General features: G+C 41.6%; 20 protein-coding genes and 1 pseudogene. 10 read left to right on the forward strand and 11 right to left on the reverse strand.

Going from position 1 to position 19,671, the window contains the following annotated elements; genetic code table 11:
- The first annotated feature begins 84 nt into the window (after window positions 1–84).
- Complete coding sequence (locus RXX31_RS19960; protein WP_317591458.1) at window positions 85–1,023, forward strand: LysR family transcriptional regulator; 939 nt, start codon at window positions 85–87, stop codon at window positions 1,021–1,023.
- A 55-nt stretch (window positions 1,024–1,078) separates the two neighbouring features.
- Here the strand turns inward: RXX31_RS19960 and RXX31_RS19965 are convergent, their stop codons facing one another.
- On the reverse strand, window positions 1,079–1,972 hold the full coding sequence (locus RXX31_RS19965; protein WP_317591459.1) for a LysR family transcriptional regulator: 894 nt from the start codon (window positions 1,970–1,972) through the stop codon (window positions 1,079–1,081).
- A 99-nt stretch (window positions 1,973–2,071) separates the two neighbouring features.
- Here RXX31_RS19965 and RXX31_RS19970 point away from each other — a divergent pair, with 99 nt between their 5' ends.
- Both RXX31_RS19970 and RXX31_RS19975 read left to right on the forward strand, forming a co-directional pair.
- Window positions 2,072–2,995: a hypothetical protein gene (locus tag RXX31_RS19970; protein WP_317591460.1), complete on the forward strand. Its 924-nt coding sequence runs from the start codon at window positions 2,072–2,074 to the stop codon at window positions 2,993–2,995.
- A 62-nt stretch (window positions 2,996–3,057) separates the two neighbouring features.
- Window positions 3,058–3,258 carry a hypothetical protein gene (locus RXX31_RS19975; RefSeq protein ID WP_317591461.1) on the forward strand — a complete coding sequence of 67 codons (201 nt, stop codon included), beginning with the start codon at window positions 3,058–3,060 and terminating at the stop codon, window positions 3,256–3,258.
- A gap of 1 nt (window position 3,259) precedes the next feature.
- Here RXX31_RS19975 and RXX31_RS19980 read toward each other — a convergent pair whose 3' ends face one another.
- Window positions 3,260–4,165 (reverse strand): LysR family transcriptional regulator, encoded by a 906-nt coding sequence (locus tag RXX31_RS19980; protein ID WP_317591462.1) that lies wholly within the window; start codon window positions 4,163–4,165, stop codon window positions 3,260–3,262.
- Window positions 4,166–4,276: 111 nt separating this feature from the next.
- On the opposite strand from RXX31_RS19980, the gene dkgB reads away from it, so the two are divergent.
- The 5 genes from dkgB (at window position 4,277) to RXX31_RS20000 (ending at window position 7,608) form a co-directional block, all read left to right on the forward strand.
- Window positions 4,277–5,077, forward strand: coding sequence for a 2,5-didehydrogluconate reductase DkgB (dkgB, locus tag RXX31_RS19985; RefSeq protein ID WP_317591463.1), 801 nt, complete (start codon window positions 4,277–4,279; stop codon window positions 5,075–5,077).
- A gap of 1 nt (window position 5,078) precedes the next feature.
- Entirely contained in the window at window positions 5,079–5,663 is a 585-nt protein-coding gene (locus RXX31_RS19990) for an NAD(P)H-dependent oxidoreductase (protein ID WP_317591464.1), read from the forward strand.
- A 213-nt stretch (window positions 5,664–5,876) separates the two neighbouring features.
- Complete coding sequence (locus RXX31_RS24865) at window positions 5,877–5,990, forward strand: LysR family transcriptional regulator (RefSeq protein ID WP_411197993.1); 114 nt, start codon at window positions 5,877–5,879, stop codon at window positions 5,988–5,990.
- Between the two features lie 12 nt (window positions 5,991–6,002).
- Window positions 6,003–6,752 carry a substrate binding domain-containing protein gene (locus RXX31_RS19995; protein ID WP_317591465.1) on the forward strand — a complete coding sequence of 250 codons (750 nt, stop codon included), beginning with the start codon at window positions 6,003–6,005 and terminating at the stop codon, window positions 6,750–6,752.
- Between the two features lie 103 nt (window positions 6,753–6,855).
- On the forward strand, window positions 6,856–7,608 hold the full coding sequence (locus RXX31_RS20000; RefSeq protein ID WP_317591466.1) for a nitroreductase family protein: 753 nt from the start codon (window positions 6,856–6,858) through the stop codon (window positions 7,606–7,608).
- Between the two features lie 554 nt (window positions 7,609–8,162).
- Here the strand turns inward: RXX31_RS20000 and proC are convergent.
- The 3 genes from proC to RXX31_RS20015 all read right to left on the reverse strand — a co-directional run bounded on the left by proC (window position 8,163) and on the right by RXX31_RS20015 (window position 10,681).
- Window positions 8,163–8,984 carry a pyrroline-5-carboxylate reductase gene (gene proC / locus RXX31_RS20005; protein ID WP_317591467.1) on the reverse strand — a complete coding sequence of 274 codons (822 nt, stop codon included), beginning with the start codon at window positions 8,982–8,984 and terminating at the stop codon, window positions 8,163–8,165.
- 10 nt (window positions 8,985–8,994) lie between these two features.
- Window positions 8,995–10,035, reverse strand: coding sequence for a zinc-dependent alcohol dehydrogenase family protein (locus tag RXX31_RS20010; protein ID WP_317591468.1), 1,041 nt, complete (start codon window positions 10,033–10,035; stop codon window positions 8,995–8,997).
- A 178-nt stretch (window positions 10,036–10,213) separates the two neighbouring features.
- The gene (locus RXX31_RS20015) at window positions 10,214–10,681 is read right to left on the reverse strand and encodes an Lrp/AsnC family transcriptional regulator (RefSeq protein ID WP_167415958.1); all 468 of its coding nucleotides are present in this window, start codon (window positions 10,679–10,681) and stop codon (window positions 10,214–10,216) included.
- Window positions 10,682–10,823: 142 nt separating this feature from the next.
- Between RXX31_RS20015 and RXX31_RS20020 the strand changes: the two genes are divergently transcribed.
- Both RXX31_RS20020 and RXX31_RS20025 read left to right on the forward strand, forming a co-directional pair.
- Window positions 10,824–11,996 (forward strand): pyridoxal phosphate-dependent aminotransferase, encoded by a 1,173-nt coding sequence (locus RXX31_RS20020; RefSeq protein ID WP_317591469.1) that lies wholly within the window; start codon window positions 10,824–10,826, stop codon window positions 11,994–11,996.
- Window positions 11,997–12,000: 4 nt separating this feature from the next.
- Window positions 12,001–12,885, forward strand: a complete 885-nt coding sequence (locus RXX31_RS20025) for an AEC family transporter (RefSeq protein ID WP_317591470.1) — start codon at window positions 12,001–12,003, stop codon at window positions 12,883–12,885.
- Window positions 12,886–13,241: 356 nt separating this feature from the next.
- Here RXX31_RS20025 and RXX31_RS20030 read toward each other — a convergent pair whose 3' ends face one another.
- The 6 genes and pseudogenes from RXX31_RS20030 to RXX31_RS20055 all read right to left on the reverse strand — a co-directional run bounded on the left by RXX31_RS20030 (window position 13,242) and on the right by RXX31_RS20055 (window position 18,957).
- Window positions 13,242–13,682 carry a hypothetical protein gene (locus RXX31_RS20030; protein ID WP_317591471.1) on the reverse strand — a complete coding sequence of 147 codons (441 nt, stop codon included), beginning with the start codon at window positions 13,680–13,682 and terminating at the stop codon, window positions 13,242–13,244.
- A 244-nt stretch (window positions 13,683–13,926) separates the two neighbouring features.
- Window positions 13,927–14,169 (reverse strand): ATPase, encoded by a 243-nt coding sequence (locus tag RXX31_RS20035; RefSeq protein ID WP_317591472.1) that lies wholly within the window; start codon window positions 14,167–14,169, stop codon window positions 13,927–13,929.
- Between the two features lie 56 nt (window positions 14,170–14,225).
- The gene (locus RXX31_RS20040; protein WP_317591473.1) at window positions 14,226–14,558 is read right to left on the reverse strand and encodes a hypothetical protein; all 333 of its coding nucleotides are present in this window, start codon (window positions 14,556–14,558) and stop codon (window positions 14,226–14,228) included.
- A 387-nt stretch (window positions 14,559–14,945) separates the two neighbouring features.
- Window positions 14,946–15,179 (reverse strand): hypothetical protein, encoded by a 234-nt coding sequence (locus RXX31_RS20045; RefSeq protein ID WP_317591474.1) that lies wholly within the window; start codon window positions 15,177–15,179, stop codon window positions 14,946–14,948.
- 28 nt (window positions 15,180–15,207) lie between these two features.
- Window positions 15,208–17,826 (reverse strand): hypothetical protein, encoded by a 2,619-nt coding sequence (locus tag RXX31_RS20050; RefSeq protein WP_317591475.1) that lies wholly within the window; start codon window positions 17,824–17,826, stop codon window positions 15,208–15,210.
- A 307-nt stretch (window positions 17,827–18,133) separates the two neighbouring features.
- Window positions 18,134–18,957, reverse strand: a pseudogene (locus tag RXX31_RS20055) (IS5 family transposase).
- Between the last annotated feature and the right edge of the window lie 714 nt (window positions 18,958–19,671).

Raw genomic sequence — 19,671 nt, forward strand, 5'->3', positions numbered from 1 at the left:
ATCGCTATTCGTTGATTTGAAGTATAGGGACTCATAAGGCATCATTGAAATTGAATGTATTGATATGAGGTATTGATAAAAACGATGAGCAACTTGACCGATAATCTAAAGCGAGTGGATCTTAACTTACTCACCTCACTCAATATTTTGCTTGATGAGAACAGCGTGACCAAAGCTGCGCAAAGGCTCAACCTCAGCCAGTCATCTGTTTCTACCCAGCTTGGTAAACTGCGCACCCTGTTTGACGATCCGTTGTTAGTGCCAGCAAGTAATGGTCGGGGAATGCTGCCAACACCTAAAGCCACGGCTATTCACGCATCGCTAAAACAGCTATTACACGGGCTTGATGAGTTGATTTCGCAGACCCAAGTGTTTGAGCCGCTAACTGACACGCGAACGTTTAATGTCGCGATTGCCGACTACCCTCTGACGATCATCAGTAAAACATTCACTCAATCTCTGCATGATTCATTAGGAGAGAATATTCAGATCGCCTTTCACACAGATGTTAAGCAAGCCAATGATCTTATGCAGCGTGGAGAGCTAGATTTGGTTATTGCCTCTGAGCGAGGAATTCCGTTAGATGCCAAAGCAGCGGTTCTGTTTAAAGAGAAATTTATGATGGGGCAGAGAAAACACCACCCGAGAGGGACCAAGCCGCTATCTGTTGATGATTACTGCCAGCTAAAACACATCTTAGTTTCTACCTCTGGCGGCAGCTTCTTTGGTTTTATGGATGAACAGTTAAAGGAGATGGGAAAATCTCGCCATGTTGCGCTTTCTGTGACTCAATTTAATGTCGCGCAAGAGCTACTGAAACATTCTGATTTTGTTTGCACACTGCCATCTCGCTTGATAGCTCATTACGAGCGCGAGCTTGATGGGTTCGACCTGCCATTTGAGGCGCAAGGTTTTACTATGTATCTTGGCTGGCACCCTGCTTATGATAAAGATCCTGCGGTTAATTGGCTAAAAACCAAACTGATTGAGGCATTTGCTGCTTGTGGTAATGCATGCAGTTAACTCAAATGTATTTAAGCGGGATTGCTGAAACGCTTTGATAGTAACCCCTTGAAGCTCAAGTGAGCTTATCAGAGAGATAATCAATCAAGGCTCGCACACTTTGTGGCATGTACTCCCTTGATGAGTAGTAGAGGTATATCGGCAGCTTTGGTCCCCAATAGGTTGGCAAAACTGGAACTACTTCACCTCGTTCAAGCTCTGCATTTACCATCCACTCAGCAAGCCCAACGATCCCCCAACCTGAGCAGAGAATACTTTTAGCGGCAATAAAACTGTCTACCGTGACACTACCTTGTGGAACAAATAGTTGCTCTTGTTCATCTTCAAACAGACTGATCGCCCGCACCTTACCCGTTTCAATCGAGCGGATAGGTAGGCAGCGATAGTCACCCAATTCACTTGGAGTTTGTGGCATACCTTGCTGCTCAACAAAGCTTTTCGCTGCATATAAGCCAATGTTGCTATTGAACAATCGCTTGGCTATCAAGCGTGAATCTTGGTTGATGGATGTGCCGATCCCCAAATCAAAGCCGTGAGCCACTAGGTCTACACTGGCATCACTAAAATGGAGGTCAAGCTGTACGTTTGGGTACTTATCATTAAAAGCGATTAAATGCGGCAAGATAGTATCCACACCTAATGCAGTGCCGGGTAGGTTGATTTTAATCGTCCCTGCCAGCTCTTGGTTTGCCTCTTTACTGCTATCAATCGCCGAGAAAATGCTTTCCACCGCAGGTTGTAATTCCGCGACCAACTGTCGCCCTACCGAGGTCAAGCTTAGCGAGTGAGAAGAACGATAAAACAACTTTAGCTTCCATTCGTCTTCTAATTTGTTGATTGCTTTGCTGACCGCTGGGGTTGAAATACCGAGGTTGCGTGCCGCCGCTGAAAAACTCTGCTCTTTGGCAACTTCTATCAGAATCGGTAACTGACTAGGGAGTGATTTCATAAACTATAGGTTAAAGTTATCTTAATTTTTATCTTATAGATGGTTTATGAAAGCTAATCTAATATCTCAATCAACGCAACAAATGACGAGATTAAGATTATGTTCAAAAGCACACTCACTACTTTAGTTTTAGCAACGGCTACGATGATGACACCAGCTTTCGCAGCGGACAATCACAACCATCAGCCTGTGATTGACTCCGTCATTTCGATGCCTGCGGGACACTTCTTTGAAAACCTGACTTACCAAAACGATCAAGAGCTGATCGCAACCGACTACACTGGTCAAACACTTTATAAATACAACGAGAACGGTCAAGCGTCACTTTGGGCAAAGGTAAATGGTCATCCGGTTTCAATCCGTTTTGATGAAAATGGCGAGGGTCTACTATCTGTACACGAATTGTCGATTATGACTGGTGCGGACTTCTTGAACCACATGGCGCTTTATAAGGTATCAACAAAGGGCGAACTCACTCGCCTCATCGGTCTTGATACTCCAGCATTTTTAAATGGCATGGTTTATCTCGGCAGACTACAATATCTAATTGCTGATGCTGCAATGGGCAAGATCTACCTGTTTGATATGAGCACCAATAAACTGTCTGTTTGGCTTGATAATGAAGCACTGAAACCGATGCAAGATCGCCCTGGACTTCCAGGAGTAAACGGTATTCAGCTATACAAAGGTGCGCTTTTCTTCACCAACTCCGCGCAGCAAACACTTGGCAAAATCGAGTTAAGTGAAGGCAAAGCAGCGAAGGTTGAAATCATCGAAAATGGTATTCAAGCCGATGATTTTATCATCAATGAGCAAGGCGACTGGTTCATCACCACGCACCACCATGAAGTGATTAAATACACGGTGGATAAGCAAAAATCCGTAGTGCTTGAACATGGCATTGAGGGTAATACTGCAATCCAAATGAGCAAGCAAGATAAAGGCTACTTTTATATCACCAATGATGGTGGCCTACTGTTTGGCGGAAAAGAACATGCAGGTTTGCACAAAGTCAAGCTGTAAACATTTTTGATGAGCTTACGGTGACCGTAGGCTCTCACTAAATCCGAGTTATGGAGATTTCTATGAGCGTTAAACAAATCCTCAAAATCTTAACGTGCAGGGGAGCGACACCAAGTCAAACAGAACTAATATTCCCCGAAACTGATGAATCCGAAGTAGAACAATGTGCCAAACACATCACAGCAATTGATGAGTGCTTGCAACTACTTTATCGAGAAAGCTCAGCGCAAAAAAGCTTTATGAACCGAGCGAGCGAAAGATAAGCTACATAAACTCGTTTTTCTCAACATTTAGGTTCGCCTTGATAAACTTAATAAATGATGAAATTCGCAGAGATGTTGCTGAGTTCTTATAGTAAATAGCGTGAATGGGCTGCTCTATCTTGAGTGAAGAATCTTTGAACAGTTCTACCAAGGTACCATTTCTTCTATCACTAAATGTCATAAAGTCAGACAAGCATGCGATGCCAGCTCCACACAACGCTAAATGCCGGATCACCTCACCATTGTCGGCTTGCAAGTCACTCGTTGCTCTAAAAATCTTATCGTTTGCATCTTTGAGTGGCCAGTTTTTCAAAATCTCAGGCCGACTAAAACCTAATAACCTATGGTTGGACAACTCATCAATACTGCTTGGTGTACCAAATTCATTTAGATATTCAGGGCTAGCAACAATACGTATTCTGCTATTACCGATAAATACTGCTCTTAATGAGGAATCTTTCAGCTGTCCGATACGGATAGCAATATCGGTGTGCTTACCAACTAAATCTATGTTTTCTTCATCTGTCGTCAACTCTATTTCAACGTCAGGGTAAAGGGATTGATAACGTGAAATGCACGGAGCAAGCCCGTGAATCGCGAAGGGCGTGGCTGCATTTATGCGCAAAAAACCTGAGGGCGTCTCTTTCTGGTGCTTCAACTGTACTTCTGCTAACTCAACCTCTTCGAGCACTTTGCGTACTCTTTTCAAGTATATACTGCCTTCTGAAGTGACACTCAATTTACGTGTAGTCCGATTTAATAAGGTGGTTTCTAGTTTCGCTTCGAGCCTAGAAATAGTTCTACTCACCGCAGCTGGTGTTATAGAAAGAATCTCTGACGCTCCTCTCACAGTTCCAGTATCGGCAACTGCGACTAGAGCTTTCATTTCATCCAAGGTCGATTTCATTCGTTACCTTTTGTAATTTTATAATTAACTAATGTTTACTTTAGGGAATTAAAACCATCAAGTAAAGTTAGTGCCAACAACAAAGACAAGATAAATACTTAGGAGATAAAAATGACAGTACCTTCATTTGGTGTAGGCACTTTTCGCTTAGAGGGTGAAGTGGTAAAAAATTCAGTACGCAACGCATTGGAAGTTGGATATCGTGTGGTTGATACCGCTCAAATCTATGGTAATGAAGCGAGCATAGGAGAAGCACTGGTTGAATCTAAGTTGCCACGAGAAGAGTTGTTCATTACAACAAAAATCTGGGTAGACAATATGGCTGATGACAAGCTCATCCCAAGCCTCAAAGAGAGCCTAGATAAACTACAAACTGACTATGTCGATTTAACATTGATTCATTGGCCAGGTACAAACGACAACGTCAAAGAGTATATGCAAGCGCTACTTGAAGCAAAATCGTTAGGATTAACCAAACAAATTGGGGTATCAAACTTCAATATCGAGTTGTTAAATAAAGCATTTGATGCGGTGGGCAAGGAAAATATAGCAACCAACCAAATTGAACTAAGCCCATTCTTGCAAAACCACAAGCTAGTGTCATTTATGCAAGAAAATGACATTCAAGTGACCTCTTACATGACGTTAGCTTATGGCGAAGTTTTAAAGGATTCTACGATTATTGATATCGCAAGTAAGTACCAATCAACGCCTGCGCAAATTGTACTCGCGTGGGCGCTAACAAAGGGATTTGCAGTGATTCCATCTTCAACCAAGCGTGAGAACCTAATCAGTAATCTTCAAGCTCAACAGATTCAACTATTGAGTGAGGATATCAAATTGATCGATAGCCTTGAGCGTAACGGGCGTCAAGTTAGTCCTGACGGTCTTGCTCCACAGTGGGACGATTAAAATGAGTAATATATTAATTGTTAATGGTGGTAAAAAGTTTGCTCACTCCCAAGGAGCACTTAATAGTAGCTTAGTAGAATTAGCTGTGAGCTATTTGACCGTGTTAAACCATGACGTAAAGGTTACTGAGGTTGATAGCGGTTACGACATAGAGACTGAAATAGCAAAGTGGTTGTGGGCAGATGTTGTGATCCACCAAAACCCAGCATGGTGGATGGGAACACCTTGGATCGTAAAAAAATATATCGATGATGTCTTTACTATTGGTCACGGTCGTTTGTATCAAAGCGATGGCAGAACCAGAACTGATAGCAGCTCAAAGTATGGATCAGGTGGGTTGATTCAAGGGAAAAAGTATATGCTTTCGGTTACATGGAATGCTCCGCAAGACGCTTTTACTGACCCATCTCAGTTTTTTGAAGGGGTAGGCGTTGATGGTGTGTACTTACCATTTCATAAAGCACATCAGTTTTTGGGAATGTCCCCCGTGAGCACATTTATGTGCAATGATGTTATAAAAAATCCTCAGATAGAAAACGACTTTGACAGGTATAAAGCACACTTAAAAGAAGTGTTTTCAAGTTAATCTAGAACTGATATTTCCATCTTCTGATTGAGCCTAATTGGTTCTGGATTATTTTCTACTCACCCTTTTATTTGGAGAGGGTGAGTATGTTGGTAATTGCTTGATACATTAAATCTCGACGCTCATGTTTATTTTGACACGCTGTATTTAGTCAGGATGCCGTTATAAACTGTATAGACTCATTAACCACATTGGTTATAACCAAACGTCAGAATGATACCCTCTCAACTTCCCACATTTATTGATGTTGTTAAACAAGGCAGCTTCTCTGCTGCATCTCGTAAACTTGGCGTCTCTCCTGCGGCGATAAGTAAATCGATTTCTTAACTGGAGAAAGTGTTGAATCAAAGGCTATTTCATCGCTCTACTCACTCGTTAACACTGACGATTGAGGGTAAGCAGTTATTTGATCGCACTGTTGATCTAGTTGAAGCGTTAAATGAAAGCGTAAGCCTGAGCATGGATGCAAGCACCGAGATGAGGGGCGAGATCAAAGTTAACCTACCAGTCCACTTTGGTCAGACAATGGTTTACCCCAAGCTACTCGAGTTCATGGACCTGCATCCAGAAGTTGTGCTAGATGTGCACTTTGACGATAGAGCGCACGACTTGATTGAGAATGGCTTTGATCTGGGTATTGGCAACCGCATCAATGAAGACAGCCGCTTAATCGCCCGCCCATACTATGACTTACAGCTGTTATATGTGTGCTCACCGTCATACATCGATAAGTATGGAGCGCCACAATCCCCAGAAGATTTAGAAAATCACCATTGCATCAACTACCGCTCTCCCACAACAGGCAGAATTAACCCATGGACTTTCATTGATAATGGTGACGTATCGCAGTACACGTTTGAGTCTAAACTTATCGTCAACAATCCGAACTCTGCCTATCTCGCAGCAAAAGCAGGATTTGGTATCACCTTGGTTGCTAAGAGTTATCTTGAAGAGAGCAATGGAGCGCTGATTTCGGTTCTCGATCAATTTAAGCCCACTTCAGCTCCAGTTTGGCTCTATTACCCATCACGCAGCTATATGCCATTGCGTGTCAAAGTGTTGATCAACTATCTTCTTGAGGTGAAATAGCTTTAACTTTTGGTTATAACCAATTCAACTGGTAGTGCTCTACCACGTATCACGTGAAAAAGTAAAATGATTACACAGTCGAAACAGGACATAGGTAATCAAAATGAATCAGACAATCGAACAACTACTCAAACGCCGCTCTATTCGTAACTTCACTGGAGAATCAGTTAAAGAAGAAGACCTAAAGCTAATTTTGCGAGCCGCACAACAAGCCCCTACCTCGATTAATGGTCAGCAAGTATCGCTTGTCGTTACTCGTGATAAAGCGAAGATTAAACGGATTGCTGAAATTGCAGGTGGTCAACCACAAGTCGCTACGGCAGATGTGTTTGTGACAGTCGTGATCGATTATAACCGCGCAGATGCTGCCATGAAATACGCAGGACAAGAAATGGTGATTTCAAAATCAGCTGAGGGTATTGTTGTTGGTTCTGTTGACGCAGGTATCGCAGTAAACGCACTACAGACAGCCGCGGAGTCATTTGGTTATGGCACTACGGTCATTGGTGGTATCCGCGCAAACCCTCAAGCAATGATTGACTTGCTTGAATTACCAGAAAATACCTATCCAACTCTTGGCTCGACTATTGGTGTGATTGATACCAACGTTGAGTCTGCTGTTAAGCCGCGTGTGTCACTAGAAAGCTACGCAATGAATGAAAAGTACGATGCAGAAAAAGTTGCGGCTGGTGCGATTGAGTATGATGAAGAACTACGTAAGTGGTGGGACAACATCGGTTTGACTGAAATGCCGAGCTACACAGCTCAAACGGCGCAATTCTACAGCACTATCTATTTCCCTGAAGTGGCTAAAACACTAGAAAGCCAAGGTTTTAAGTTTTCTGACAAAATTTAATCAACTTACAAGAACATTTCTAGCCTAAATAAGGTATCTAATACCTAGTTTCTATTTTCAGGAACTCTTTGGGATAGAACTGAGCTAACCACATCAGCTAGCTCGACAAGGGGAAAAATGCACTAGCTCATCTATACAGGAGCCTTTTGCACAATTAATTATTAGAATTTGTACAACAGGCTGTTTGATCGTTAGACTCGATGTCAGTTGTTGCAAAATTTGCAACAACTGAACTATCCCTACTCGGCAATTGATAGGCAATGTGCATATTAGTCAGTTCTATTACCAAAACGACACGCTCTGAAACGGTTTGGGGCAAAGGTGTGTTTGCCGTGATCGACGCTGGCACACCTCTGGACATTTTCAATTTACGATGACAGGCCGATTTCTACCCTATCGATAAGTTTTAGTATCCCAAAACGACAATGACCACCATTTATAACGGTGGTCGCCGTGACAGGAATTGGACATCAGTGAGCATTTTTAAAAGCTGGAGCATATTAGTAGTTCGCATAACCATGCATTTAAGTAGCTCATATATTGCCTCTGCCTACTTAAACACTTAATTCCAAAGCACGCTGGTATGCCGCTTTAACCGCTTGTTTTACAGCACTTTCAACTTCTCTCTCATGCAGAGTAGTAAGCGCCGCTTCAGTGGTTCCGCCGGGTGACGCAATACGTTGGCAAAGTGTATCTGGTTCATCATCAGATAGTAATGCTAGTTTTGCAGCCCCCAGGGCCGTATGACCAACCAGGCGCTTTACATCATCAGATCTCATCCCCAGCTCTTCACCAGCTGAGATCATGCATTGCATCATAAGCAGGAAATACGCCGGACCGCTACCAGAAAGCGCTGTGACTAGGTTAATGTCATTTTCATTCTGTACTTCTAAGCACTCACCAAAAGATTCAGCGACCGTGGTTGCAAGCTTCTTTTGTTGCTCATCGGTGTTGGCATTTGCATATAAACCAGACATCCCAGCGCCGACCAGCGCTGGCATATTGGGCATCAAGCGCACTATTGCACACTCATGGCCCAATATATTCTCGAGTGTTTTGATAGATGTGCCTGCAGCGATGGAAACAAAAACCTGACTTCTATCTGCTCTGATATCAATTTGTTTTGCAACAGCTTCTATAACCTGGGGCTTGACCGCCAGCACAACAACATCGGACTTATCAACGACATCCTGCGTTTTACTTACCGTAGATACACCATATTTGTCTGATAACCATGCCACTCTTTCTGCGGATGGTTCTGACACCAGTATATCTTGCGCCAGAAAACCTTTCGAAATCAGCCCACTAATCATGGCGGCGGCCATATTACCGCCCCCAATAAACCCGATAATCGGAGATTGTTTATCTTGTGTCATTTCGCCCTCCTTAGAAACCTGTAACAACCGTAACTCCAGGTGTGGTTGCCGAATCCATAGTGGTTAGAGCCTCAATCGATTGTTCCAGGCTGATAGTACGGCCCAGCAATTTCTCTGGTGTTAATTTTCCGGACATCATCATGGCTAACATGGCATCGTAACGATGTGCTTGCATGCCGTGGCTACCTATAATTTCCAGTTCGTCAGCGATAACTTTAGCCATAGGCATAGCAGGATTGGCCTGTTCAGCAAGTAATAACCCGACTTGTATATGCTTGCCTAATTTGCGCAAGCTCTTCACTGAGTTTACACAGGTGATAGGGTGCCCCAGAGCATCAAGAGAAACATGTGCACCTCCTTTACTGATCTCAATTACAGCTTCTGCAACATCAGCGACTTTATTGCCATTTACCGTGGCGACAGCCCCAAGCGAGCGTGCCATTTCCAGCTTGGTATCATCAATATCGATGGCGATTACATTGGCACCAATTGCAGTCGCAATCATAATCGCTGACAGGCCGACACCACCACAGCCATGTACTGCTACCCATTGTCCGGCAGAAACTTTGCCTTGATCGACTACCGCTCTGAATGAAGTTACAAACCGGCAGCCAAGGCTGGCTGCTGTAACAAAGTCCAGATGCTCTGGTAGGGTGACCAAATTTACGTCAGCGTGATCAACAGTGGTGTATTCAGCAAATGATCCCCAATGCGTAAAGCCGGGCTGGGTCTGGTTACCACACACCTGATGATTACCGGTATTACACTCAGGACAGGAGCCACATGCGTTTACAAACGGCACTGTCACTCGCTGGCCAACCTTGAACCTATTCACCTCTGAACCAACTTCTGCGATAACACCGGCAAATTCATGACCGGGTACGTGCGGGAGTACAACGTCCTCATCATGACCTTGCCAGCAGTGCCAGTCACTGCGACATACGCCAGTCGCTTCAACTTTAATTACCACACCATGGGAAGCGGGTGTTGGATCCGGTACATTTTTGATTTCTGGAATAGATGAAAATTTTTCTATAACGACGGCTTTCATAGGCTTCTCCGCAGTGCTGTTTAGTGGTATCAGTTGTTAACAGTCTATCTTTGTGCGAAGAAATTACCTTGCAAAGGTTACCTGGATATCAATCAAAAAGTAAATAGTCTTTCATAAAACAACGTAATTATGAAAGACTAATTCAGATGTAAAGAAAATGTGACATAGGTTGGTTATGTCAGAGAGAAACCGGTAGCCTTGTGGATGACTTCAGCTCTCGTAGAGAAATATTTGAGCTAATCACAGACACGCCGGGTAGCTGCCTTAGCTCTCTTTCAACAAAATCGCTGTAATCATCGAGATCTTTAGCGACAACCTGGAGCATAAAATCCGAATCGCCGGTTGTATTGTGGCAAGAAAGCACGTTCTCAGAGCTTTGGATAATAGACTCGAAAATCCTGGTTGTTTCAGTATCATGCTTTGTACAGGTAAGCTGAACAAATGCCAGAACGCCAAACCCTAGCTTGCGGCGATTCAGGTTAGCCTGATACCCCTCTATATATTGCTCTTCTTCCAAGCGCTTTAGCCTCCTCCAACAGGGGGTTTCACTGATTGCCAGCTCTTGGGCAAGCTTTGCATTTGTTAAGCGTCCATCCTGCTGCAAACGCTGCAATACGGCAATATCGACTTTATCAAGCTTCTTCATAGAAAGACTCCGCCATTAATGAGGTAATAATTGGAAGACTAATACAAAAATGGGCTTATGTCACACCTGAAAAGCAAGGCAATTCCTGCTATGACCGATAAGATTAGAGCTTATTAGTCGAGTTTTTAGCCGAGGTACAACAATGCAGTCTTCCCTACTTAGCGACATCAGTCCGGTTGTGTCACAATTGAAAGAGTCTTCTATCCGCGCTATTGCCAACTTTGGTATGTCGCAAAAAGATGTCATTCCCCTGTGGTTTGGAGAGTCAGATATTGTTACGCCTGATTTTATTAAGCAGGCGGCTTTCGAAAGCCTGGAGCAGGGACAGACATTGTACACACCAAACAATGGTATACCGCAGTTGCGCCAGGCGCTGGCTGACTACCAGTCACGCCTGTTTGGGCGTCCGTTTACCGATGAGAATATCGTAGTGACCTTGTCAGGTACCAATGCGGTGATGCTTGCCGCTCAGGCCGTATTAAAGCCAGGGGATAAGGTGGTTGTTATCAGTCCTGCTTATCCGATACTGACCGCGATACCAAGTCTACTTGGTGCGGAAGTCGTAGAGTTCCCGCTTACTCAGGTCGAAGGACGATTCGAACTGGATATGGAGGCGCTTTTTGCGGTGACGAAAGATGCCCGGGCATTAGTTATCAATTCACCAGCCAATCCGACTGGCTGGATGGCGAGCGAACAACAGCTTAAAGCGATAACCGAGTTTTCTCGACAGACCGGGGTATGGGTAATCTCGGATGAAGTGTATAACCGCCATGTTTATCAGGGAACATCTGCCCCTTCCTTTTGTCAGTTCATCGATGACCATGATCGTATTATTGTTTGTAATAGTTTCTCCAAAACCTGGTGTATGACGGGATGGCGTTTGGGCTGGCTTACTCTGCCTAAACCGCTCCGGCCAACGATTACCAAGCTGATTGAGTTTAATGTTTCCTGTGCTCCTGCCTTTGTTCAGGCCGCAGGCGTTGCTGCAATTGAGCAGGGCGAAGTCTTTTTACAACAGACACTGAAGCGTTTTCGTCATTCGAGAGATATGGTGCGTGAAGCATTAGGTAAGATCCCTAGCGTAACCTTGTATGAAATGCCGGCAACCTTTTATGCCTTCCTGAAGGTTGATGGGTTAGCTAACAATAGCCAGCCATTTATTCTGGATATGATTGAGAGGTCCAAAGTAGGCGTCGCACCCGGGGAAGCATTCGGAGAGGCGGGGTGTGGTCACCTGCGTGTCTGTTACGGTACCAATCACACTAGTCTTGCCATTGCTTTAGAGCGTTTACAGACAGCACTGGAAAACAGGTAGTAAGATGTTTGAATTAGTCATTGGAATACTGTTTCCGCTATTTTCCCTCGTGGCTGTGGGGTACGGCATTGGTCGTTGGATTAAAATGGATTTTCGGCCCATTAACCGTATTAACATGGATATGTTCTTGCCTGCTCTGGTGTTTTCTTCAGTAGGAACGATGCCACTTGATATGACCCAAGTGCCGCTGCTTAGTGCTTCGCTTGTTGCGATATTTATCCCTGGCTTGTTAATGGTTCCAATATGTCGGTTGTTTAAACTTCCTTACAAAGTCTGGGCTCCGCCACATATGTTTCGCAATAGTGGTAACTTAGCAATACCTCTCTTTACTTACACGTTTGGCGAGGCTGCTATAGCACCAGCAGTACTGTTGCTCGTCGTTTCGGTTTGTACGCATGTCAGTCTTGGTCTGACATTAGTCAGCAAAGGGAATCCTCTTAAGCAGGTTGTACGTATGCCTATGTTTATCGCGGCTATTGTGGCTCTGATACTAAACTTGACCGACATTGGTATCTGGGAGCCTCTTTATGATGCAACAGCACTTCTGGGGCAGACAGCCGTCCCTATTATGCTTTTATCCCTCGGGACTCAGATGTGTAATATGCGCCTGAGCGGTCTTAAAGTCGGTCTGCTTTGCACTCTGCAGTCGTTGGCAACAGGGGCGGTTACTTTTGGGATTATTTATATGCTTATTCCACTGCCGACCATGCATTTGCAGATGATGTTACTCTTTTCGATGTTGCCTCCAGCAGTCATGAATTACCTGCTTGCTGAGAGGTTTGGCCTTGAGCCTGCCAAGGTCGCTTCAATGGTGCTGTTTGGTAACTTTTTAAGCATCGTAACTTTGCCAGTGCTATTGACGATTGCTTTGTCATTAGAGCCTTTTTAATCAATGTTCTCTTTTGAATGACTATACATTCTGGACAAAACTCTTAAGAGTTCATGTTTTTCTCGCTTTTGTCCAGAATATGCACACCCCGGCTCTGGTTCGACATTAGGAAATATAGGGCAAATTCTGACGGGATTTATCGATCGAAAGTTTTTTTAGCAAATAATGGGGCATTTTCGTGTTTCATGCCCCATCAGCAAGCCTCTGGACAAACCTGAGTTTAGCCATTTTTCTAATTTAGTAACTCATGAATTACTAGTTTTCTGTCTATTAAAAATTCAATTAGTTTTTCCATGTTTTTAATTCTCTTTTTATTATAGCTTTAAGTTTGAGTGCTTTCTCACTTCTTATTTTTATTAGCGCATGAATTTTTCATTGTGCTTCTTTGCCAAGTACTCATCAGTTTTGTTGAGCAGGTATTTTTTAAAAGCTATGTTCATATTTTTCTCTTTCATGTACTCATTAAAATCATGCATGATTTTTGGTGCGTGTCTGCTTAAACCACCCAGCAGTAATTTGTCAGTATTTTTAGGGCAGCTAAATGGCTCTCTGTAGTCATCTCTCACTGCATTCACAGAAGCAACAGCTAATGTTTCACCCGTCTTTAATGACCTTACTTTTATATCTATATTTCTGTTCGAACCGCCCCATGCATGAACTTTTCCAACGTCCATCTCTACTTTAAACTTGTCGTCAAAAGTATTAGTTAATACTTCAATTCTATCTAGCTGAGCTTGCTGTTGCGCTTGTAATTCAACTTGTTGTTTGTAAAGTAAATCTATTGCTTCGTAAACCATAACCTAAACCTTTTTATTATTATTTTATTTCTTAGTTTTATATTATAAGAGTTTATTTTGCAATCTAAAATATAAACAACCAAATAAAATATATTATTTTAATTTAATTTGTATTTTTATTTTAACTTATACATAAAATAAAGATTTTGTCAGATTGCCTACTTTGATGATTATAAAATTCGAGAAAAAGAAAAAGCCCCGATGGGGATTTTGGCTTAAGTTTTGTGTTACTGGTTTTTTCTTGCTAGATCTCGAATCTCTCTAATTTTTTCTGGTCATCAGTAACGATGATTTCAAGAAGTTCGAGAACTTTAACTTGTAGCTTACTGCATTTCTTACCCGCAAATGCTTGCTGAACAGTGTTCCTAGACAGCCCAGTCAGTTTCATCATACTGCTGACAGGGTTGATGACTGAGTTGTTGTATCCATGTCTTTCTTTGAACAGATACTTGTCTGAAAATTCAATTGCTTCGTGAGTGTGTTGCATGTTGTGCCTTATTATTATTCTTTTATTAAAGCCCCTGTGAGGGGCTTCTTGGAGGGTTATGAACAGTAGCACTCGACCAGTTCATTAATCAAATCATGCTGCATGTCTCTTGCTTTGTCGATGAAGCTGCAATCAGTTAGTTCAAACTTCTCGTCCAACTCGTGAATATCGATGAACTCGTTTAGAACTAGCTCACATACATCTTCGTCACCAAACACTAACTGTTCGAAGAATTTTCTGACGGAACCGCTTTCTTCTTCCATGAAATCGACATCCCACTCGCTTGGCAGAAGCTTTTCTCTTTTAGCAGCAACAGCTTTAGACATAAGAGATAGAAGTAGTTCTTTTTCGCTTTCAACTTTGATTTCTGTTTCTTTGAAATTTTTCATTTTTATTTCCCATTTTCATTATTAATTTTTGGTGTTTAAGCATTCTCCCTCACTATATGATTATATTATAATTTCAAATAGAAAATTATAATATATCGCATTTTTAATGATTGTTTTTTATTTCACTTAAAATAATGCACTAAGAAGATAAAAAGGGGGAAATGGCGATTTGATGTCAATTATCATTTTTTAATTAATTTAAACTCATGCAACTAAAATAGACAATTTATTTAAGATAAAAAATGCCCCGACGAGTAGTGAGAAGGTCAGGGCAGAAAAAGACCCCAGTTGTTACTGGGGTTGATAAGATAACTATAAACAAGAAAACTTAATTGCTTGTCTATGATTATATAGTAAAACCAAGACATTGTAAGGTTATTTTGAGAATTATTTATCCGAACATGCTATTTTCATTTGCAGATAGAATAAAGCTTGAGTTCCGCTGTCTTTAAAACCATATTTAATTATTTTCTGCGCGTTGCGCGGAGTACAATAGAGCAACTTGCTGAGCATTGTTGTAGATGCTCTGTCACGATAAACCATGCCCTCATCGATCATTATTTTTGATACGTCCTCCCCCGTCAACAGGGGAGTTTTCATTAGTTCGTTTACTTTTCTCATTTTATTAATTCCTATTTTTATTATTATTTTATTTATATAGATCTACTAGTACTTCTTCGTATTGCTCAAGACTTTTGAACTCGCTTGACTGTTCTTTCTCAAGCAAACCCAGCGCTTTCAGAGAAGGTACTGCAAGTGGATGTAAACAGTGCTTGTAACGCTTATTGTTAGTACTTCCAAAGCGAGGGCTGTCTATACCGAGCGCTTTAAGCAAAGCTCTCAAGCGCTTTTCAGCAGTGGCTTTATCATTAGCTTTTACTTTTGATTCAGTGATTCGCATCTTGTCTTTCTGAGAAAATGCTTTATTGAACTTAGCTTTGTTAGCATGAAGATAGCTGTACACTTCAACTGCATCAGCGATTACAAACTCTGTCGTTAAATCTAGTTCGATTTCATTACCTTCAACATCAATGATATTGCCCTTCAATGCATCTATAAAGATTTGCATTGCTTCTGCGATATTCTTTTGCTTTACAGTTTGTTTAACATCATGCTTCGCTTTGACAGTAACCTTGTCAGCAATGATTTCAGCAACTTTAACTGCATGGTCTTTTTTGAATTTCTCAGCGAACTTAACTGCTTTGACATCTACATCTTTGACATCAATAGCTAGCTTGTCAGCAACCTTTTTCTTTTCTACTGACATAGTAGTTTCTTCAGATTTACATGTGCTTTGCTCTAATCTCTTAGTTGCTTCACTATCAATACATTCAGCACTAGCAATTGCTTCTTGCATGAACTTCTTGTTAGCTTTTTTAACAGAGTTCTGCTCTTTCTTAATCAGTGCTTTTTCATCTTCGCTGTAACGAGTTGGAGCTTGATGATTAAAGCCGAGGTTTTCTAGAGTTAGCGTAAGAGATAAAGCTAAATCACTTAGCAATACATCTCTTCTTTTCGCAAACTCAGACTCTAGCCTTTCTTCAAGTGTTACTGCATCTTCTAAATAATTCGAAAATCCGAACGACGGTTTTCTGCCTGTATCAAGAGCAAAAATGATGTTGGTTGCTGTGCGTAGTCTTCTGCTTATTTGTACCAGGGGCATCGGAAGCAAGATCCCATGACATAGAACGATAACAGTGTTGCAGTAGTTAGCAGTTATGTTGAATCCTTCGCGAACACACGGGGTTACGATCACTGTTTTGTATTTCACAATTTCAGCGCTTGGATTTTTAAGAAATGCCTTCTGCTCAGGCTGCCCCTTGTTGTCAGCATGAACTAAAAGAATTCTCGCTTTTAGCGCCGCCTTTTCATCAACGAAACCAGATTTCTTTACGTACCCAGAATCTTTCAACATGTTGATGGCTTCCCTTTTATTATCTGAAGCAATAAACATGTTTTCGTTATCATCAATTAGCTTTTTCTCAATTAGATGTGCTTCCATCATGTCGATGTCATCGATTTGTGTTGTGATTGATGAATATGGATTTTGCTGACAAGTGCCTGCTGACTTAATGAACGGTCTTGCCAGTTCTACAAGTTGTAATGCAGATTCAGAACCTTTGCTTGTTTTTGCATGCGAAGGAGGAGTCGGCTCACTGTAGTTTAAATCGTAAGCGTTGACCTTTTTACCAAATGATCTGAGAAAACGAAGCGAAATGGCATCGCTAGCATCTGCGTCCATCGCAACGACTCTGGCTTGCTTCTTTTCGAAAAGTTCAGTTAAGCGCGTACGAATAGTTTCTTTTTGCTTCTGGTTCAAAAACTCAACTTCAGCACTATTACTTTCTTCAAATAGCGCTTGAATGTTTTTCTCACACTCGTCAAAGATGAAGTAGCCGCAATTTTTAACGAATTCGAAAACATGGTCTTTTAGAAGAGAGTGCATAGTGCAGCTAAAGTGATCAGCTTGTTCGAATGCAGAGATGCTCTTTTCGCTGTGAGCGACAACTGTCTTAGCTTTTTTAGGTGCGTACTGTTCAGCAACACTTCTTAGTGTTGTTATAGAACAGCTCTTCACTTGTTTGTTGTACGCGAGCCGACACAGCTTTTGTGCGTAAGTGGTTTTGTTAGCACCAGTCTGGGCTTTGATTAACTCGATAGTATCAACGCGTTCATTCGCACGATTGAACACCTTCACGTACATCTCTTCTTTTGAAGAAAGCTTGGTTGAGTAGTTAAGATTTGTTGTTGAGTTAACCACATTGCGAATCGTAGAAATTGATGCATTAAGTTTTTTTTCTGCGATTTGTAATGGAACATCAGCAATGGAAGAAAGCATAGATATTGCTTCATCAACTGAAGCATGAACAGGAACTAGAGAACGAACAGCATTAGCAAGAATGCTAAGGTTTTTGTCAGTTGAGAATTCATCGTAGAAATCTGCAAGAAGATGAACATCAGATAAAATACCATCTTCTTTTCTTTTTATAATCCTGTTGCTGTTTACATCTTTGATCTCAACTTTATTATACATACATGTTTCAACAACACTTTGCACATTCATCATTGAAAAATCAAAAGCAACTAAAGCAACCTTTAACTTGGCTGATTTCATCGTAGCTACTGTTGATGATAAGCACTCTGAGCTTGTACTGACCAGCTTGTGATTTGTGTTTTTTATAATGCTGTCTACAGCATCTTGATTTGCATTATCTGTCACTATAATAGTAACGATAGTATCATCATTATTTTTTAATGGAATGTACATATTAAGCCTTTGTATATTTATAATTATCTTTATTTTTATAATTTAGCACGAACAAAGTTCGCATTACAACAAGGTTATAATACTATTTGATTTTTTATATTTAGTGAAAACCATGTGGGTAATATTATTTTCCTCAAAGCTTTTAATATATTTATATCTCGCATTAGTTTTTTATATTAAGTGCAAAATGCTTTGCATGTTTGCTTGCCATTATCTGTGTTTTTTCTTTTGTTTTTATTCACGTAAAGAAATGAGCTATGTTGCGTAATTCACTTTTGAAGCTGAATCGTCCTATTTCAGGTGAGCATCAACCAACACGACAAGTTTTAGGCATACCAAGCCCAGTAAGCTTATTCAACACTTTGACCATTGAGTAGGTTTCACCAACTTTTGCGTTGTAGTTTCGTAGGCTTAATCGTCCCCCAAGTAACTGCTTCACACGATACATCGCTGTTTCAGAGAGCGAGCGTTTGTGATAGCCATCGCTCTTTCCAATGCTTGTTCGAACCGTATAACTTTTGACAGCCAACCGCTAAGTTTCTTGGATGGCCTCGTTCCCAGAATGCCGCTTCCTCTCTTGGAGGGATAAGAGCAACGACTCGCTTAATACGGATTGCCGCGTGGCAATACTTCTGCATCAGTGACCGTTGACAAACTCAGTTCGGCGGCAATAATTTCGTGACTACTTGTATCCACTACAATATGTAACTTGCGCCACACTCTGCGTTTGCCATCGGTGCCATGTTTTTTGACCTCCTACTCGCCCTCACCATAAACCTTGAGACCTTTAGCATCGATAGCGAGGTGCTGCGGTCCTTTGGTTTTCGTTTTAAAACTCACATCAACCTCTTTGGCTCGGCGGCTGATACAGCTGTAGTATGGGGAACACAGTGGAACCAGAGCAAGTCGAAAAACGGAATCAATAAATCCTTGTGAAGCGTGAAGTGGCATTGAAAAAAATACGCTTTACCATGAAAGCGGTTGCGATGGCTAAATCACTGACTTGTTCTGTTTCTCTTGCTTCCTCGAACTTATCGCTTCTTCGTCAATCCACAACGTCAGAAGGTCACGGTTGATCAGAGATTGGTTGTATTGTTTCCAGTTGCTTATTTTGTAACGTGGTTTTGGCATGAAACTACAGACTTGAATGAATGTAGCCGATCAGGTCGTAAGCTGTTGGTTTAGTTCCATCGATTTACGCATCAAAGCCCCTCAGTCATTACATTACAAGGCTTAAAGGCAAATTAGTGCTTAAAAATGGATAAAAGCCATTTCCTAAACTCATTAAAAATAAATATGAACTATTTATGATTAGTTACTCAAGACAAAGAGAACAAACAGAATAGGAAAAGTTAACTGCTTTACAGTTAACACTTCTATTCACTCCTCTTTTGGGTGCGACAACTTTTTCTCTTTTTTCTATATGAAATAATATTTTTCCTGTCGCACCTGAAGCCTTACAGCACAAGGACTGAGCGCACTTCCACACTTACACTTTTTAGAACAGCTTAAAAACACAAAAGACACTAGAAGGGATCAGCACAAGTAGAATTGAACTATGATGTTGGATAAAAACTATAACCACAGCAAATCGGCCTAGCCCCCTGTGTCGTATATGGAATTCACGTTTGACACAAGGAAAAATTCTAAGAGTTAAGATGCGGGCATATATTCGGTCTCTCATTGAGGGAGTAACCCTCTAACCTATGATGGTTGCGCACCTACTTTCCTTCTCAGGATAACAGCTTTCTTAAAGAAGCATTTTCCACAGGGCCAGGTTCTCAGCAGGCTGGTCTTGCCCCTTTTATGCATCATCATTGTATAAAATTGTTGCAGTTAATTAGT

The sequence above is a fragment of the Vibrio sp. EA2 genome (genome assembly GCF_033042495.1).
Classification (GTDB): domain Bacteria; phylum Pseudomonadota; class Gammaproteobacteria; order Enterobacterales; family Vibrionaceae; genus Vibrio.

Bases quoted from the DNA above. Each gene is read 5' to 3' on its own strand.
- RXX31_RS20000 (WP_317591466.1), top strand. From the start codon at position 6,856: ATGAATCAGACAATCGAACAACTACTCAAACGCCGCTCTATTCGTAAC.
- dkgB (WP_317591463.1), top strand. From the start codon at position 4,277: ATGACAGTACCTTCATTTGGTGTAGGCACTTTTCGCTTAGAGGGTGAA.
- RXX31_RS20050 (WP_317591475.1), bottom strand. From the start codon at position 17,826: ATGTACATTCCATTAAAAAATAATGATGATACTATCGTTACTATTATA.
- RXX31_RS24865 (WP_411197993.1), top strand. From the start codon at position 5,877: ATGATACCCTCTCAACTTCCCACATTTATTGATGTTGTTAAACAAGGC.
- RXX31_RS20045 (WP_317591474.1), bottom strand. From the start codon at position 15,179: ATGAGAAAAGTAAACGAACTAATGAAAACTCCCCTGTTGACGGGGGAG.
- RXX31_RS19970 (WP_317591460.1), top strand. From the start codon at position 2,072: ATGTTCAAAAGCACACTCACTACTTTAGTTTTAGCAACGGCTACGATG.
- RXX31_RS20035 (WP_317591472.1), bottom strand. From the start codon at position 14,169: ATGCAACACACTCACGAAGCAATTGAATTTTCAGACAAGTATCTGTTC.
- RXX31_RS19980 (WP_317591462.1), bottom strand. From the start codon at position 4,165: ATGAAATCGACCTTGGATGAAATGAAAGCTCTAGTCGCAGTTGCCGAT.
- RXX31_RS19990 (WP_317591464.1), top strand. From the start codon at position 5,079: ATGAGTAATATATTAATTGTTAATGGTGGTAAAAAGTTTGCTCACTCC.
- RXX31_RS20020 (WP_317591469.1), top strand. From the start codon at position 10,824: ATGCAGTCTTCCCTACTTAGCGACATCAGTCCGGTTGTGTCACAATTG.
- RXX31_RS20040 (WP_317591473.1), bottom strand. From the start codon at position 14,558: ATGAAAAATTTCAAAGAAACAGAAATCAAAGTTGAAAGCGAAAAAGAA.
- RXX31_RS20025 (WP_317591470.1), top strand. From the start codon at position 12,001: ATGTTTGAATTAGTCATTGGAATACTGTTTCCGCTATTTTCCCTCGTG.
- RXX31_RS19975 (WP_317591461.1), top strand. From the start codon at position 3,058: ATGAGCGTTAAACAAATCCTCAAAATCTTAACGTGCAGGGGAGCGACA.
- RXX31_RS20015 (WP_167415958.1), bottom strand. From the start codon at position 10,681: ATGAAGAAGCTTGATAAAGTCGATATTGCCGTATTGCAGCGTTTGCAG.
- proC (WP_317591467.1), bottom strand. From the start codon at position 8,984: ATGACACAAGATAAACAATCTCCGATTATCGGGTTTATTGGGGGCGGT.
- RXX31_RS19965 (WP_317591459.1), bottom strand. From the start codon at position 1,972: ATGAAATCACTCCCTAGTCAGTTACCGATTCTGATAGAAGTTGCCAAA.
- RXX31_RS20010 (WP_317591468.1), bottom strand. From the start codon at position 10,035: ATGAAAGCCGTCGTTATAGAAAAATTTTCATCTATTCCAGAAATCAAA.
- RXX31_RS20030 (WP_317591471.1), bottom strand. From the start codon at position 13,682: ATGGTTTACGAAGCAATAGATTTACTTTACAAACAACAAGTTGAATTA.
- RXX31_RS19960 (WP_317591458.1), top strand. From the start codon at position 85: ATGAGCAACTTGACCGATAATCTAAAGCGAGTGGATCTTAACTTACTC.